General features: G+C 69.2%; 15 protein-coding genes. 14 read left to right on the top strand and 1 reads right to left on the bottom strand.

Translation table 11 applies throughout. From position 1 onward, the window contains the following. Nucleotides 1-73: 73 nt before the first annotated feature. From clpA to ACV7NO_RS16185, 14 genes are all read left to right on the top strand, one after another. Nucleotides 74-2,389, top strand: coding sequence for an ATP-dependent Clp protease ATP-binding subunit ClpA (clpA, locus tag ACV7NO_RS16120; RefSeq protein WP_463406970.1), 2,316 nt, complete (start codon nucleotides 74-76; stop codon nucleotides 2,387-2,389). A 138-nt stretch (nucleotides 2,390-2,527) separates the two neighbouring features. After that, nucleotides 2,528-4,177 carry a GGDEF domain-containing protein gene (locus ACV7NO_RS16125; RefSeq protein ID WP_463406971.1) on the top strand — a complete coding sequence of 550 codons (1,650 nt, stop codon included), beginning with the start codon at nucleotides 2,528-2,530 and terminating at the stop codon, nucleotides 4,175-4,177. 55 nt (nucleotides 4,178-4,232) lie between these two features. Continuing rightward, the gene (locus ACV7NO_RS16130) at nucleotides 4,233-4,448 is read left to right on the top strand and encodes a hypothetical protein (RefSeq protein WP_463406972.1); all 216 of its coding nucleotides are present in this window, start codon (nucleotides 4,233-4,235) and stop codon (nucleotides 4,446-4,448) included. A gap of 45 nt (nucleotides 4,449-4,493) precedes the next feature. Then, on the top strand, nucleotides 4,494-6,182 hold the full coding sequence (locus ACV7NO_RS16135; protein WP_463406973.1) for a long-chain-fatty-acid--CoA ligase: 1,689 nt from the start codon (nucleotides 4,494-4,496) through the stop codon (nucleotides 6,180-6,182). Nucleotides 6,183-6,443: 261 nt separating this feature from the next. Beyond that, on the top strand, nucleotides 6,444-6,707 hold the full coding sequence (locus tag ACV7NO_RS16140; RefSeq protein WP_463406974.1) for an exodeoxyribonuclease VII small subunit: 264 nt from the start codon (nucleotides 6,444-6,446) through the stop codon (nucleotides 6,705-6,707). A 5-nt stretch (nucleotides 6,708-6,712) separates the two neighbouring features. After that, entirely contained in the window at nucleotides 6,713-7,612 is a 900-nt protein-coding gene (locus tag ACV7NO_RS16145; RefSeq protein ID WP_463406975.1) for a polyprenyl synthetase family protein, read from the top strand. Between the two features lie 225 nt (nucleotides 7,613-7,837). Continuing rightward, a complete protein-coding gene (gene coaD, locus ACV7NO_RS16150) occupies nucleotides 7,838-8,341 on the top strand; it encodes a pantetheine-phosphate adenylyltransferase (protein WP_463406976.1) in 504 nt (167 codons plus the stop codon). A 171-nt stretch (nucleotides 8,342-8,512) separates the two neighbouring features. Continuing rightward, entirely contained in the window at nucleotides 8,513-9,205 is a 693-nt protein-coding gene (locus ACV7NO_RS16155; RefSeq protein ID WP_463406977.1) for a peptidylprolyl isomerase, read from the top strand. An 8-nt stretch (nucleotides 9,206-9,213) separates the two neighbouring features. Next, complete coding sequence (gene queA, locus ACV7NO_RS16160; RefSeq protein ID WP_463406978.1) at nucleotides 9,214-10,251, top strand: tRNA preQ1(34) S-adenosylmethionine ribosyltransferase-isomerase QueA; 1,038 nt, start codon at nucleotides 9,214-9,216, stop codon at nucleotides 10,249-10,251. Then, complete coding sequence (locus ACV7NO_RS16165) at nucleotides 10,248-10,712, top strand: EF-hand domain-containing protein (RefSeq protein ID WP_463406979.1); 465 nt, start codon at nucleotides 10,248-10,250, stop codon at nucleotides 10,710-10,712. Before queA ends, ACV7NO_RS16165 begins: the two co-directional genes overlap by 4 nt. Continuing rightward, complete coding sequence (gene tgt, locus ACV7NO_RS16170) at nucleotides 10,709-11,851, top strand: tRNA guanosine(34) transglycosylase Tgt (RefSeq protein WP_463406980.1); 1,143 nt, start codon at nucleotides 10,709-10,711, stop codon at nucleotides 11,849-11,851. Before ACV7NO_RS16165 ends, tgt begins: the two co-directional genes overlap by 4 nt. A gap of 2 nt (nucleotides 11,852-11,853) precedes the next feature. After that, nucleotides 11,854-12,039: a hypothetical protein gene (locus ACV7NO_RS16175; protein ID WP_463406981.1), complete on the top strand. Its 186-nt coding sequence runs from the start codon at nucleotides 11,854-11,856 to the stop codon at nucleotides 12,037-12,039. An 8-nt stretch (nucleotides 12,040-12,047) separates the two neighbouring features. Beyond that, a complete protein-coding gene (locus ACV7NO_RS16180; RefSeq protein ID WP_463406982.1) occupies nucleotides 12,048-14,873 on the top strand; it encodes a M16 family metallopeptidase in 2,826 nt (941 codons plus the stop codon). 186 nt (nucleotides 14,874-15,059) lie between these two features. After that, nucleotides 15,060-16,088: a cell wall hydrolase gene (locus ACV7NO_RS16185; RefSeq protein ID WP_463406983.1), complete on the top strand. Its 1,029-nt coding sequence runs from the start codon at nucleotides 15,060-15,062 to the stop codon at nucleotides 16,086-16,088. A gap of 25 nt (nucleotides 16,089-16,113) precedes the next feature. Here ACV7NO_RS16185 and ACV7NO_RS16190 read toward each other — a convergent pair whose 3' ends face one another. Next, on the bottom strand, nucleotides 16,114-16,524 hold the full coding sequence (locus ACV7NO_RS16190) for a hypothetical protein (RefSeq protein ID WP_463406984.1): 411 nt from the start codon (nucleotides 16,522-16,524) through the stop codon (nucleotides 16,114-16,116). Between the last annotated feature and the right edge of the window lie 62 nt (nucleotides 16,525-16,586).

The raw sequence follows: 16,586 nt of genomic DNA on the forward strand, positions 1-16,586 counted from the left end.
ATGTGGAGCCGCGCCGTTCCGACATATCCAAAAAGGGCCTGCGCATGCGCCGCGGCCCGACAGGAGTAATGTAATGCCATCCTTTGCCAGCGCTCTCGAGTCCACGCTGCACAAGGCGCTCGAGGCCGCGTCTTCACGCCGTCATGAATATGCCACGCTCGAGCATCTGCTGCTCGCGCTGGTGGACGACGAGCATGCGTCCAAGGTGATGAGCGGCTGCGGGGTCGACCTGGGCGAGCTCAAGGCCACCGTCGCGCAGTATCTCGACACCGAGCTCGATGCGCTGAAGGTCGACAGCGCCACCGATCCGTCGCCGACCAGCGGCTTCCAGCGGGTCGTCCAGCGCGCGATCCTCCACGTCCAGTCGTCGGGCCGCGACGAGGTGACCGGCGGCAACGTCCTCGTCGCGCTGTTCAGCGAGCGCGAGAGCTACGCCGTCTATTTCCTGCAACAGCAGGACATGAGCCGGCTCGATGCGGTCAGCTTCATCAGCCACGGCGTCGGCAAGGGCACCACCGCCGCGGAGGCCCCCGCGCCCAAGGGCGCCGACGACGAGAAGAAGGATAAGGCCACGGACAAGAAGGGCGAAAGCGCGCTCAAGCAGTTCTGCGTCGACCTCAACGAGAAGGCGAAGATCGGCAAGGTCGATCCGCTGATCGGCCGCTCGGCGGAGGTCGACCGCACGATCCAGATCCTGTGCCGCCGCTCGAAGAACAATCCGCTCTATGTCGGCGATCCCGGCGTCGGCAAGACCGCGATCGCGGAAGGGCTGGCGCGCAAGATCGTCGAGGGTGAAGTGCCCGACGTGCTGCTGCCCGCGGTGATCTACTCGCTCGACATGGGCGCGCTCCTCGCTGGGACGCGGTATCGCGGCGACTTCGAGGAGCGCTTGAAGGCGGTCGTCAACGAGCTGGAGAAGCTGCCTGACGCCGTGCTCTTCATCGACGAGATCCACACCGTGATCGGCGCGGGCGCGACCAGCGGCGGCGCGATGGACGCGTCGAACCTGCTCAAGCCCGCGCTCAGCGGCGGCACGATCCGCTGCATCGGCTCGACGACGTACAAGGAGTTCCGCAACCATTTCGAGAAGGACCGCGCGCTGCTGCGCCGGTTCCAGAAGATCGACGTCAACGAGCCGAGCATCGAGGATACGATCAAGATCCTGGCGGGACTGCGCAGCGCGTTCGAGGATCATCACAACGTCAAATACACCCCCGACGCGATCAAGTCGGCGGTGGAGCTCAGCGCGCGCTACATCAACGACCGTAAGCTGCCCGACAAGGCGATCGACGTGATCGACGAGGTCGGCGCGATGCAGATGCTCGTGCCGCCGAACAAGCGCAAGAAGACGATCACCGCCAAGGAGATCGAGCAGGTGATCGCGACGATGGCGCGCATCCCGCCCAAGAGCGTGTCGACCGACGACAAGATGGCACTCGCCACGCTCGAGACGGATCTGAAGCGCGTGGTGTTCGGCCAGAACTCCGCGATCGAGAAGCTGTCCTCCGCGATCAAGCTCGCGCGTGCCGGCCTCCGCGAGCCGGAGAAGCCGATCGGCAACTATCTGTTCACCGGCCCCACCGGCGTCGGCAAGACCGAGGTCGCCAAGCAGCTGTCGCAGATACTGGGAATCCCGCTCCAGCGCTTCGACATGTCCGAGTACATGGAGCGCCACAGCGTCTCGCGGCTGATCGGTGCGCCCCCGGGCTATGTCGGGTTCGACCAGGGTGGCCTGCTGACCGACGCGGTCGACCAGAATCCGCACTGCGTCCTCCTGCTCGACGAGATCGAGAAGGCGCATCCGGACCTGTTCAACATCCTGTTACAGGTGATGGATAACGGTCGCCTGACCGACCAGCACGGCAAGTCGGTCGACTTCCGCAACGTCATCCTCATCATGACGACGAACGCAGGCGCAAGCGACATGGCGCGCGAAACGGTCGGCTTCGGCACGCTCACCCGCGAGGGCGAGGACGAGCAGGCGGTGCAGAAAATGTTCACGCCGGAGTTCCGCAACCGGCTCGATGCGATCGTGCCGTTCGGTTACCTGCCGACCGAGGTCGTCGCGCGGGTGGTGGAGAAGTTCATCCTCCAGCTCGAGCTCCAGCTGGCCGACCGGAACGTCCACATCCATCTCGACGACGAATCGAAGGCGTGGCTGACGACCAAGGGCTATGACAAGCTCTACGGCGCACGCCCGATGGGCCGCCTGATCCAGGAGAAGATCAAGCAGCCGCTCGCGGAGGAACTGCTGTTCGGCAAGCTCGTCCATGGCGGCGAGGTGACGGTGAAGATGAAGGACGGCGCTCTCGCGTTCGAAATCGCACCCGCCGCGCCCAAGAAGCCGCGCAAGAAGGGCGGGAAGGCCGAGAAGGTCGATGCAGGCTGACGCCTTGGCGCAGCGATAAGGACGGCGAAGGTCGCGAGGGAAACTTCGCGGCCTTTACCTTATTTTGGCATACGCCCCCGTATCCGGGTCCGCATGTGGCGGAGGCTGACAAACCGGGGTTCTGCGGTGGTGGCGATGATGATCGCCGTCATCGGCTTCGTCGTCGCTGCTGCACCTGCCCGGGCGCAGGCGGGAATGGCCGGCACGCCGATCGCCACGTGCATCGCGCCGGTCCGTGCCGGTGACACCGCCCGCGCGATGCTGACCGCGACCGGACGCTTTGATTGCACGACGCCGCAACGCCGCTTCGGCTCGGGCGATTTCTGGGTTCGCGCCACAGGCCTTCCCCATGCGCCGGATGCGACGCGGTTGCGCGTCGCCAGCGTCTGGCAACGCCACGCGACCCTCTACGCCGTCTATGGCGACGGCGCGGTCTATCGCGCGGAGATCGACGATCGCGGCGCCTCGCACCGAATCAGGCTCGGCGCGATCATCGAGCAGGCGCTGCCCGATCGCCATGCGGGCCCGTTGCGCACATTGCTGTGGCGGGTCGAGGGATCGGGCAATCTGTTCGGCGTCGTGATCGGGCCGCGATTGGCGACGCCGCATCAAAGCGAGCAGGCAGGCCAGACGCTTGCGCTATTCTACGGCGCGTTCGCGGGAATGTGCATCGCGCTTCTCGTCTACAACCTGGCGGTGTGGGCTGCGCTGCGCCACCGTTTCCAGCTGGTCTATTGCGGCATGGTCGCGATGCTGCTGGTCTATGCGGCGTCGTCGTCGGGCTGGCTTGGGTGGGTCTTCCCCGACATGCCGAACACGTTGCGGCTGCGGGTCAATTATCTGTCGCTGGCGAGCGCGGGGGCGATGGCGCTGCTGTTCGCGCGCCATTTCTTTGAAGGCCGCGTGTTCGCAGGCTGGCTCGGCCGGCTGCTGCCGGTAATCATGGCGATGCAGCTCGGCGCCGCGATCCTGTTCGCGCTGGTCGCGCCCTGGCAACTCGCGCTGTTCAACCGGGTCTACACGATCTGCTTCCTCACCGTCGTCGCGATCACGGTGCCGATCCTGTGGCGGGCGTGGCGCGTCGGCAGCCCATATCTCTGGCTGTTCGCGCTGACTTGGGCCGCCCCGATCGCGCTGGCGGCGTTGCGCGTGGCCGTCAATCTGGGCATGCTCCGCTGGAGCTTCCTGCTCGACAATTCGACCCTGGCCGCGATGTCGGCCGAAGCGCTGGCGTCGAGCCTCGCCATCGCCTACCGGCTCCGCCTCCTGATGATCGAGCGCGATCATGCGCTCGACAACGAGGTTGCCGCGCGCCTGCTGGCGGACAGCGATCCGCTGACCGGGCTGGCGAACCGGCGCGCGTTCCTGCGCGACGCGATCGGGCGCGACCGGGAGCAGGTGTTGCTGCTGGCGGACATCGATCATTTCAAGGGCGTCAACGACACGATCGGCCACGACGGCGGCGACGAGGTCCTGCGGATCGTCGCGCGGGCGCTGCGCGCCGTTGCACCGGCGGGCGCGATCGTTGCGCGGCTGGGCGGCGAGGAGTTCGCCATCCTGGCGCCCGCCGACGCCGGCATGGCCCCCGCCGACATCCTCGATTCGGTCCGCACCGCACGGATGCCCTACGATATCGCGGTCACCGTCTCGCTGGGCCTTGCCCGTGGTGCGATCGAGACCGACGCGCATTGGAAGGCACTCTATCGCCGCGCCGACCGGGCGTTGTTCGATGCCAAGGATGCGGGCCGCGATCGCGCCCGCCACGCCGCGCCCGCGATCGCAGCCTGACACCTTCCGCCGCTTGCACGAATCGGCTATCGCGCTCGCAAGAGGGAGACCGCCGATGACCCAGCCACCCGATTACCGCCGCCGCCGGATCGGCGTCGCGCTCGCCGCCGTCGCGCTGTTCGCGGTCGCACAGCGCGAGACGCCCGCGGTCGGCACGGTGTCGCTCAGCCTCGATCCGGGACACGCGCCGCGGGTCGACGCCCGGCTCGCGCCCCCGCTCGATGCGGTCGCGGCGATGCTCGCGCAGGTGATCGTGGCGGTGATCCGCTGACACCGGCGCTTGCGGCTGCCGGGCCGCTTGCTTACACCCGTGTCAATGAGAGCTGCCGAGACCGCCTGGCACAGCGCCTATCGCCATCCCGCCCGCTGGAACGCCACCTTTGCCCCGCTGTCGGTGACCGATCTGTTCGAGGCATCCGCCAGCGTGCATGGCCCTGCCCCGCTGATCGATTTCCTCGGTCGCCGCTATTCCTATGCCGAGGTTGCCGACGGGGCGCGCCGCGTCGCCCAGGGGCTGGCCGCACTCGGTTATGGCGAGGGCGACCGGATCGGTCTGTTCCTGCCTAATGTCCCGCATTATCTCGCCGCCTATTACGGCATTCTCCGCCTGGGCGCGACCGTCGTCAATTTCTCGCCGCTCTACACCGTCGACGAACTCGCGCACCAGGTCGCCGATTCGGGCACGCGCGTGCTGTTCACGATCTCCGCCACCGCCCTGCTCCCCACCGCGCTGGCGGTGCTGGAGAAGAGCGCGCTCGAACGGCTCGTCGTCGGCTCGGTCGCGGGGGCGCTGCCTGCCACCAAGTCGCTCTTCTACCGCCTGTTCCGCGGCAGCGAGACCGCGACCCGCCCCGCCGATGCCCGCATCACCGCCTTCTCCGCGCTGATCGCCAACGACGGCGCGCAGCCCGCCGCACTGGTCGAGCCCGAGCGCGACGTCGCGCTGATCCAGTATACCGGCGGCACCACCGGGGTGCCCAAGGGCGCGATGCTCACCCATGCGAACCTCACCGCCAACGCGCGGCAGGTCTGCGCGATCGATCCCCATCCAGATCTCCCCGACGTGATCGTCGGCGCGCTGCCGCTGTTCCATGTCTTCGCCAACATCTGCGTCCTCAACCGCACCGTCGCCAACGGCGGCATGATCGCGCTGCTGCCGCGTTTCGATGCCGCGCAGGTGCTGGCGACGATCGCGCGGACGAAGGCGACCGCACTGCCCGGCGTGCCGACGATGTACCGCGCGCTGCTCGATCATCCCACGCTCGCGAAGACCGACATGGCGTCGCTGCGCGTCTGCATCTCGGGTGGCGCGCCGCTCCCCGCCGAGCTCGCGCAGCGCTGGCGCGACGCGACCGGCGCCGCGCTGGTCGAGGGATACGGCCTGTCGGAAAGCTCGGGCGTGCTCACCGCCAACCCCTATGCCGTTCCCGGCAAGCCCGGCACGATCGGCCAGCCGCTCCCCGCCACCCGCCTCGCCCTGGTCGACAAAGAGGATCCGACGCGTCCCGCCCCCGCCGGCGAGCCGGGCGAGATCGTCGCAGCAGGCCCGCAGATCATGAAGGGTTACTGGCGCCGCGAGGATGCCGATGCGGAGGTGTTCGTCACCGATGCCGACGGCACGCGCTGGCTGCGGACCGGCGATGTCGGCACGATCGACGTCGACGGCTTCGTCGCGATCGTAGACCGGTTGAAGGACATGATCGCGGTCGCCGGTTTCAAGGTGTTTCCCAGCCAGATCGAGGCGGCCCTCTATCACCACCCCGCGGTCCGCGAGGCGCTGGTGATCGGCTTGCCCGACACCTATCGCGGCGAGGTCCCGCGCGCTTATGTCACCGTCGATGCGGAAGCGGGCGTGTCCGACGCCGCGCTGCGCGACTGGCTCAACCCCCAGCTCGGCAAGCACGAGCGCGTCGACCGCGTCGTGATCCGCGACGCGCTCCCCAAGACGATGATCGGCAAGCTCAGCCGCAAGGATCTGGTCGCCGAGGTGATGGCGGAGGGGTGATGCCCCATCGTCATCCCGGCGAAAGCTGCGGCCTGTCTCGATCTTGGTCCAATCGACATTCAACTTGGTCCGCCATCCTGTTCGTCACCCCGGAACAGGTCCGGGGTGACGGGTTTGGCAGGTGGCGCCGGCAACAATAGCTGAGTGTCGATCGGCCCCTTCCTTAACACCTAACCGCAAGCGATCCCGGCCTTCGCCGGGATGGCGGGAGGAAGCCAGCCATCCTTGACCCTCCATCACCCCCTGCCCCATAGCGACCCGATGGATACTCTTCCCGATACCGGCCCCGACACCAGTGTCGACACGCTGTCGTTCGAAGCCGCGCTGAAGGAGCTGGAGGCGATCGTCGCCCGCCTCGAATCCGGGCAGGAGACGCTCGACGAATCGATCCGGCTGTACGAGCGCGGCAACGCGCTGCGCCAGCGCTGCGCCGACCGGCTCGATGCCGCGCAGGCCCGGATCGAGGCGATCCGAGTCGATGCCGAGGGGCGCGCCGCGGGCACCAAGCCCTTCGCGGCGGCGTGACTGCAATGGCGCGCGCCGCAACCCCGCTCGAACTCGCGCTGATCGAGGTCGCCGACGCGATCGACGCCAGCTTCGACACGCTGCTGGCGATCCCCGACGATCCCCGCGCGCGGCTTTACGAGGCGATGCGCCATGCGGCGATCGGCGGCGGCAAGCGGCTGCGACCGTTGCTCGTCTCCGCCACCGCGCGGCTGTTCGGCGTGGCGCGCGACGCCGCGACGCGCGCGGGCACCGCGATCGAGGCGATCCACGTCTACAGCCTCGTCCATGACGACCTGCCCGCGATGGACGACGACGACCTGCGCCGCGGCAAGCCGACTGCCCACAAGGCCTATGACGAGGCCACCGCGATCCTTGCCGGCGATTGCCTCCACGCGCTCGCGTTCGAGATCCTCGCCGATCCCGCCACCCATGCCGATCCCTTTGTCCGCGCCGAGCTGATCGCGGACCTCGCGCGCGCCTCGGGCCCTGCCGGCATGGCGGGCGGGCAGATGATGGACCTCGTCGCGGAGACGACGACCTTCGATCTTCCCACCATCACCCGGCTCCAGGCGATGAAGACCGGCGCGCTGATCTGCGCCGCGGTCGAGGCGGGCGCGATCCTCGGCCGCGTGCCGTACGAGGCGCGCACGGGGCTGCGCGGCTATGCCCACGACATCGGCCTAGCCTTCCAGATCGTCGACGACCTGCTCGACGTCGAGGGCGACGAGACGCTCGCGGGCAAGAAGCTGCGCAAGGACGGCGATGCGGGCAAGGCGACCTTCGTCTCGCTGCTGGGCGTCGACGCCGCGCGCCAGCAGAGCAGCATTCTCGTCGACCAGGCGATCGCGCACCTCCACAGCTACGGCCCGGAAGCGGACCTGCTCCGCGACATCGCGCGCTACGTCCTGGAACGCGACCGCTGACGGCCGATGCTCGGTCGACGGTCGACGGTCGACGGTTACGATACACGCTGGCGTCCCACGTCACCCCGGACTTGATCCGGGGTCCCGCTTCTTTAAGAGCGGGGCACAACAGCGGGACCCCGGCTCAAGGCCGGGGTGACGTAGTTTCGGGGGACATTCTCGTGGCGCGAACGTGAGGATCGATCCGTCCCGGGCCGCGTCCCAAGGGACCAACTGGAGCACATCATGACCCGTATCGGCGTCTATCCCGGCACCTTCGATCCGATCACGCTCGGGCACATGGACATCATCCGCCGCGGCGCGAAGCTGGTCGACCGGCTCGTCATCGGCGTCACCACCAACCCGTCCAAGTCGCCGATGTTCTCGCTCCCCGAGCGGCTCGCGATCGTCGAGCGCGAGGTCGCGGGGCTCGATGCCGATATCGGCGTCGTCAGCTTCGATTCGCTGCTGATGGACTTCGCGGAGCGCGAGGGCGCGAGCGTGATCGTCCGCGGGCTGCGCGCGGTCGCGGACTTCGAGTACGAGTACCAGATGGCGGGCATGAACCAGCAGCTCAACGACCGGATCGAGACGGTCTTCCTGATGGCCGACGTCGCGCTTCAGCCGATCGCCTCGCGCCTCGTCAAGGAAATCGCGATCTTCGGCGGCGAAATCGGCAAGTTCGTCACCCCCGCGGTCCGCGACGAAGTCGCCGCCCGCGTCCAGGTCCTCGGCCGCCGCGGGGTCTGAGAGACTCCGTCACCCCGGACCCTTCGACAAGCTCAGGAGAGCCTTGATCCGGGGTCCAGCTTTTCTTCCTAGGGTAACGATGGCTCCGACCCCCCTTGCCCATTCACGTTGGCGCAAGCGCCGATCTGGTCTAAAGCCCGCCGTCGATCCCCCTTTCTTCGTAAGGTTTCCATGCGTCTCGTCGCCGCCGTCCTCGCGCTGATCGCCAGCGTCGCTACCCTTCCCGCCGTCGCGCAGGTCGCGCAGGGCGCATCGCCCGCCACCACGGGCACCGCGGTCACCAGCGACAAGCAGAATCTCTGGCTGCTCGATCTGTCGACCGGCGGGCGCGTCACGATCTGGCTGCGCCCCGATGTCGCGCCCAACATGGTGAAGCGGATCAAGACGCTGACGCGCGAGCATTTCTACGACGGGCTGCTGTTCCACCGCGTGATCGACGGATTCATGGCGCAGGGCGGCGATCCCAAGGGGGATGGCACCGGCGGCTCGCCGCTGCCCGACGTCGCGGCGGAGTTCAACTATCTCCCCCACGTCCGCGGTGCGGTGTCGGCGGCGCGATCCGACAGCCCGGACAGCGCGAACAGCCAGTTCTTCATCGTCTTCCAGCCGCGCCTGAGCCTCGACAAGAAGTACACCGTCTTCGGCCGCGTCGTCGACGGCATGCAGTATGTCGACACCATCACCCGCGGCGAGCCGCCGCAGGCCCCCTCGCGGATCGTCCACGCCTATATCGCCAGCGACGGCCCGCCCGCCTACCAGCGCGCGCCCGCGACCGCCGCGCCGGCGTCGCTGGGTGCGCCGGTGACGCTCGGCGCCCCCGCCGCCGCTCCCGCGAAGAAGGCTCCCGCGCGCAAGCCGAAGTAGGCGCATCGATGAACGTCGACCTGTTCGACTTCGACCTGCCGAACGAAGCCATCGCGCTGCGTCCCGCACGTCCGCGCGACGCCGCACGGATGCTCGTCGTGGCGGGCGATACGATGCGCGACCGCGGCGTCGCCGATCTCCCGGACGAGTTGCGCGCGGGCGACTGCCTCGTCTTCAACGACACCCGCGTGATCCCCGCCCAACTCGAAGGCCGCCGCGGTGACGCCCGCATCGGCGCGACCCTCCACAAGCGCGAAGGGCTCCGCAGATGGCGCGCCTTCGTCCGCAACGCGAAGAAACTGCGCGAGGGCGAGACGGTCGACTTCGGAGAGGGCGTCACCGCCACCGCGCGCGATCGTGCCGCCGACGGCAGCCTCGCGCTCGAATTCGCTGGCGACGAACCCGTCGAACTGCTGCTGGAGCGCGCGGGCCGCATGCCGCTGCCCCCCTATATCGCGCAAAAGCGCGCGCTCGACGCCGCCGACGCCGACGATTACCAGACGATGTTCGCGCGAGAGGCCGGCGCGGTCGCGGCCCCCACCGCCGCGCTCCACTTCACACCCGAGCTCATGGCAGCGCTCGCCGATCGCGGCATCGCGCACGAAACGCTGACGCTCCACGTCGGCGCAGGCACCTTCCTGCCCGTCAAGGCGGACGACACCGCCGATCACGTCATGCACGCCGAATGGGGCCGCATCGACGCCGACACCGCCGCCCGCCTCAACGCGGTCCGCGCAAACGGCGGCCGCGTGATCGCGGTCGGCACCACCTCGCTCCGCCTGATCGAAAGCGCCTGCGACCCCGACGGCGCGATCCAGCCTTTTGAGGGCGACACCGCGATCTTCATCACCCCCGGCTACGCGTTCCGTGGCATCGACGGCCTCGTCACCAACTTCCACCTGCCGCGATCGACGCTGTTCATGCTGGTCTCGGCGCTGATGGGGCTGGAGACGATGCAGCGTGCCTATGCGCATGCGATCGCGGGCGGGTATCGCTTCTATTCCTATGGCGACGCCTCGCTGCTGATCCCCGGAGCCCGCGCATGATCCTCGCCGTCCTCCTGCTCCAGGCCGTCGCGGCCGCCCCGCCGCCCGCCCCCGCACAGCCACACGCGACGATGGTCGTGGAGCCCGCCGCGATGCTGATCGCCACGCTCGACGCCGATGGCGACGGGCGAACCACCCGCACCGAGTTGGACCGCGGGCTGCGGCGGACGTTCGCAACGGTCGATCGCGACGGCCGGGGCGTCGGCTACATCGTCTATTCCGACTGGGCGGAACGCTGGCTGGGCGACCGCAACGCGCTGCCCAGCCCCTATGAAGTCGATGCGAACGGCGACGACAGGATTTCCGCCGACGAACTCGTCGCAGGGATGACGGTGATCTTCGACCGGCTCGACCGCGACCGGGACGGCGCCGTCACCCGCGCCGAATGCCTGACGATCCGTGCCAGCACCGGCGACGACCGCGACCGCGGCGGCAAGGGAAAAGGCGGGAAGCGCAAGTGAGCGACCGCTTCGCCTTCACGATCACCGCCACCGACGGCGCCGCGCGCACCGGCGCGATCGCGATGCAGCGCGGGGTCATCCGCACGCCCGCCTTCATGCCCGTCGGCACCGCCGCGACGGTCAAGGCGATGAAGCCCGCCGACGTCGAGGCGGCGGGCGCGGACATCATCCTGGGCAACACCTATCACCTGATGCTGCGCCCCGGCGCGGAGCGCGTCCACCGGCTGGGCGGGCTTCACGACTTCATGGGCTGGTCGAGGCCGATCCTGACCGATTCGGGCGGCTATCAGGTGATGAGCCTCGCCGACCTGACGAAGCGCAGCGAGGACGGCGTCGCGTTCAAGTCGCACCTCGACGGCACCCGCCACCTGCTGACGCCGGAGCGTTCGATCGCAATCCAGCGCCTGCTCGGCAGCAACATCACGATGGCGTTCGACGAACTCGTCCCGACGACCTCGACACGCGAAGTGCAGGCCGCCGCGATGGAGCGATCGATGCGCTGGGCCCGCCGCAGCCGCGACGCGTTCCACGGCGGTGACGGCGGCGTCCACGCCGCGAACAACGCGATCTTCGGCATCCAGCAGGGCGCGCTCGACGAAGGGCTGCGCAAGGCCAGCGCCGACGCGCTGATCGATATCGGGTTCGACGGCTATGCGATCGGCGGCCTCGCGGTCGGCGAGGGGCAAGAGGCGATGTTCGCCTGCCTCGATTTCGCGCCGGCACAGCTTCCAGCCGACAAGCCCCGCTACCTGATGGGCGTCGGCAAGCCCGACGACATCGTCGGCGCGGTCGAGCGCGGGGTCGACATGTTCGATTGCGTGATGCCGACGCGATCGGGCCGCACCGGACAGGCCTTCACGAGGCAAGGCCCGATCAACATCCGCAACGCGAAATTCGCGGAGGATACCGCGCCGCTCGACCCCGAATGCGCGTGCCCGGTCTGCGCCACATGGAGCCGCGCCTATCTCCACCACTGCGTCCGCGCGGGCGAGATGCTGGGCGCGATGTTGATGACCGAACATAATATCGCCTTCTACGAGGCGTTGATGGCGGACCTGCGCGCGGCGATCGCCGCGGGCGCGTTGAAGACGTTCGCGGACGGGTTCCGGACGCGCTATCGTCAAGGCAAGGGAGAGTAAGCGTGAACGAAGACAACGAGATCCTGCGCGAGGCCGAGGCGGTGAAGGCCAGCGAGGCCGGCGCCGCGAAGGCCCAGGAAGCCGCGCGCGCCAGCCGCTGGAACGCGGGCAAGATCATCGGCGTGGGCATCGGCTCCGCCGCGGTCGCCGCCGCCGTGCTGTTCGCCAATCGCGGCAAGAAGGCCTGATCCACTCCATGCGCATCCTCGCCGCCGCCCTCCTCGCCTCCGCGTCGATCCCGGCTGCGGCAAGCGCCCAGACCGTCCCGACCACCACGCCCGCACCCGCCGCGAAACCGATCGCGTTCACCACGCGCACGCTCGCCAACGGCTTGCGCGTCTATGCGATCCGCGACACCACGACGCCCAACGTGGCGGTGCAGGTCTGGTACGATGTCGGGTCGAAGGACGATCCCACCGGCCGCTCGGGCTTCGCGCACATGTTCGAGCACCTGATGTTCAAGGCGACGCGCAATCTCGTCCCCGAACAGATGGACCGGCTGACCGAAGATGTCGGCGGCTACAACAATGCCTCGACGGGCGACGACTACACCAATTATTTCGAGGTCGTCCCCGCCAACCACCTCCAGCGGCTGCTGTTCGCGGAGGCCGACCGGATGGCCAGCCTCGTCGTCGAGGCGAAGTCCTTCGCCTCGGAGCGCGACGTGGTGAAGGAGGAGCTTCGCCAGAACACGCTCGCGCGGCCATACGGCAAGCTGTTCTCGCTCTACTATCCCGCCGCCGCCTACGCCGTGCATCCCTATGCACGCGGCACGATCGGCAGCATCGCCGATCTCGATTCGGCGACGATCGACGACGTCCGCGCGTTCCACGCCACCTTCTACCGTCCCGACAACGCGATCCTCGTCGTCTCGGGCAATTTCGATCCCGCGCAGCTCGACGCGTGGGTCGATCGCTACTTCGCCGGCATCGCCAAGCCCGCGGGCGCGATCCCGCGCGTGACCGTCGCCGAACCCGCGCGCACCGCCGCCAAGGCCTATACCGTCTACGAGCCCAACACGCCGCTGCCCGCGATCCTGCTCGCCTGGCCCGTCCCCGCCGACCGCGATGCCGACACTCCCGCGCTGTCGGTGCTGAGCGCGATCCTCGCGACAGGCGAGAGCAGCCGCCTCTACGAAAGTCTCGTTTACAAGCAGCAGCTCGCGCAGTCGGCGGAGGCGTTCCTCGATACCAAGCAGGGCACCGGCAACCTCGTCGCGTTCGCGATCGTCGCAGGCGGCAAGCCCGTCGCGGAGGGCGAGGCCGCGCTGCGCAAGGAAGTCGCGCGCTTCCGGGACGCCGCCCCCACCGCCGCCGAAGTGAAGGAAGCGCAGAACGAGCTCCTCACCGCCTCGCTCAAGCGCGTCGAGACCGCGGAAGGGAAAGCCAGCGCGCTCGCCAGCTCGGTCATCGTCGACGGCGATCCCCGCGCATTCGACGCGCAGCTCGCCGCGATCGCGCGCGTCACCCCGGCCGACGTCCAGCGCGTCGCACGCAAATATCTGGTCGACACCGCCGCGGTCGCGATCCGCTACCTCCCTGCCGACGCCGCCAAGGCAGCGAAGGGCGACGCCATCGCGGTCGCGCCCACCGTCGTCACCCGCCCGGTGACCGCGCCCGCCGACGTGGCGATCGTCACGCCTGCGCCTGACGCGCAGCGCATTCTCCCCCCCGCACCCTCCGCACCGCTGGCCGCGACGCTCCCCGTCCCCGTCGAGACGCGGCTCGCCAACGGCCTGCGGGTCGTCACGGTCGAGCGCCATGACCTGCCGCTCGTCACCGCCGCGCTCGTCGCGTCCGGGGGCGCGGCGCTCGATACGCGCGCGGGCACCAGCAGCCTCGCCGCCGCGCTGATGACGAAGGGCACCGCCACCCGCTCCGCGACGCAGATCGCACGCGCGGTCGAATCGCTCGGCGGTGCGATCGACGCCAGCGCCAGCCGAGACGGGGCCAGCGTCGACCTGACGGTCAAGTCGGACCAGCTCGCGCCCGCGATCGCGATCCTCGCCGACGTCGCGCAGCACCCCGCCTTCGCCGCGGAGGAGATCGAACGCGCCCGTGCGCAGGCGGTCGACGCGGTCCAGCTGACGATCAAGGATCCCGGCCAGCTCGCGGGTCTGGTGGCCACCCGTGCGGTGGGCGGCTCCGGCCCCTATGCCGCACCGATCGACGGCACGCAGCGCTCGCTCAAGGCGATCACCCGCGCCGATCTCCAGTCCGCCTACGCGCGCACCTGGCGTCCCGACACCGCCGCGCTCGTCCTGGTCGGCGACGTCACGCCCGCGCGGGCGAAAGCGATCGCCGAGCGCGACTTCGGCGCGTGGAAGGCGTCCGGCCCCGCTCCGGCCGAGCCCGTCGCGATCGCCCCCCCGGCCCCCCGGGTCATCGTCGTCGACATGCCGGAGGCCGCGCAGGCCGGCATCGTCCTCGCCCGCCCCGGCATCGCACGCCGCGACGACGCCTATTATCCGCTTCAGGTGGCAAACACGCTGCTGGGCGGCAGCTTCACCTCTCGGCTCAATCAGGAAATCCGCATCAAGCGTGGCCTGTCCTACGGCGCGCGCAGCTCGGTGCAGGCCCGCCGCCTCCCCGGAACCGTCTCCGCCACCACCTCGACCAAGAACGCCTCCGCGGCCGAGGTCGTGTCACTGATCGCTGTGGAGATGGCACGCATGGGCCAGTCGCCCGCGCCGACGCAGGATGAGGTCGACACGCGCAAGGCGGTCATCATCGGCGGGTTCGGCCGTACGATCGGGACGACCGACGGCATCGCCGGCATCGTCGGCGACACTATCGTCCAGCAGGTCCCGCTGAGCGAGATCGCGGCGTTCACCGGCAAGGTGAACGGCGTCGACGCCGCCACGGTCCAGCGCGTCGCGGCACGCTGGCTCGATCCGAAGTCGGCGAGCATCGTCGTGGTCGGCGACGCGAAGGCGTTCCTGCCGGCGCTGCGCGCAGCCTATCCGGCAGTCGAGGTGATCCCGGTGGCGGCGCTCGATCTGGACACGCCTGCGTTGAAGTAAGGCGCGCCACCCCCGCCACACTTCGTCACCCCGGATAGAATCCGGGGTGACGTCACGACCAAAAGGTTGACGCCCGTCCCATCCGTCCCGAACCGGCACGCCCGCCGTTCGGGGGCTCAAATCGTCAACCCTGATACGCTACGCGCGGGCTGCGCGCCGACAGGGCGCACCGGAGACCCGACGCCAATGACCGCACCCGCCCTCCATCCCAGCGAACGCGCCGCCCTGCGCGCCGCGCGGGGGCGGACTCGCTGGCCGGTGCTGGCGATCGTCATCGCAGGTGTCGCAGTATCGACCGGATCCGCCTTCGCGATGATCGATCGCGTGCCCGTGTCGCAAGCCAGGGTCATATCCCGCCCAGCCCCGAGCGCAGCGAGCCCCGCGCCAATCGTTGCAGTCCCCACATCCGACAACGCCTCCCCGGCGCAAGGTACGACCGGTACGATCGCGCTCCCACCCGAGCCGCTCGCGCTGCCCGCCGCCACCATCCCGGTCGGGACGACGATCGTTCCCGCGCGCGCCTTCTCCACGCTCGGCGCTAGCGCAACCGATCGCGGCCGCGCGCTGCAATGCCTCGCCGCCGCGATCTACTACGAGGCGGCGTCCGAGTCCGACGACGGCCAGCGCGCGGTCGCGCAGGTCGTGCTGAACCGTGTCCGCCACCACGTCTTCCCAGCGACGGTATGCGGCGTCGTCTACCAGGGATCGGAACGCGCGAGCGGGTGCCAGTTCAGCTTCGCGTGCGATGGCGCGATGGCCCGGATCCCGTCACGTGCCGGCTGGGCGCGCGCGATCCGCATCGCCGGCGCGGCACTCGCAGGGCAGGTCTACGCGCCCGTGGGCCTTGCGACGCATTACCACACTTTCGCTGTCACCCCCGCCTGGAACCGCACGCTGGTGATGACCGACGCGGTCGGCGCGCATTTTTTCCATCGCTGGAAAGGCTATTGGGGCACCGCCGCCGCCTTCTCGCGCCGCTATGCCGGCGGCGAGCCGCTCCCCGGTCCGCATGCGAAGCTCGACGCGCCGGCAGCGCCCCCGGTCGCGATCGCGGCGACCCTGACGCCGATGCTGGTCACCCCGCCCGTCGCGATCCTGCCCGCCTATGCCGCCAGCGGCACCGCCAAGACGCAGACGGCGGCGGCAAGGGATACCCTGCCGCCGCCGTCTCGGATCCTCGATCGCTGGAAGGATTCGGGCAAGCCTTTGCGCTGATGCGACCGCCTTCCCGGTTCCGGACTCAGCGGCAACGCACGTTGTTGCGATCGATCGACTTGCCTGCCAGCGCACCACCCGCACCACCGATCAGCGCGCCGAGCAGCCCCGACCCACCCGGCGCGATCGCCGCGCCCAGTGCGCCGCCCGCGATCCCGCCGACGATCAGCCCGGTTGTTCCATCGTTGCGGCGGCAATAATAGCGTCCGTCATTGCCCGCATAGACACGGTCGTTGCGCGACAGGCGACGCTCGCGGTAGCTCGGCCCGTCACGGTAATAGCGATCCGCGTAATAGCCGTTCGCGGCCGGATCGGGGCGGTTATAGTCGTACGCCGAATAGCCGTACGGGTCGCTCGCGTAGCCGGGACGTCCGTAATCGGAACAGCCGGTCACCATCATCGCCGCACCCATCGCGGCCATTGCCATCACACGCATCACTCGCCTCCTGTTACCCTGAGGCAGGTTCAATGCGCCGACGCCGCAATGGTTGCCGCGCG

It is taken from the genome of Sphingomonas sp. Ell38C01 (assembly GCF_055231975.1).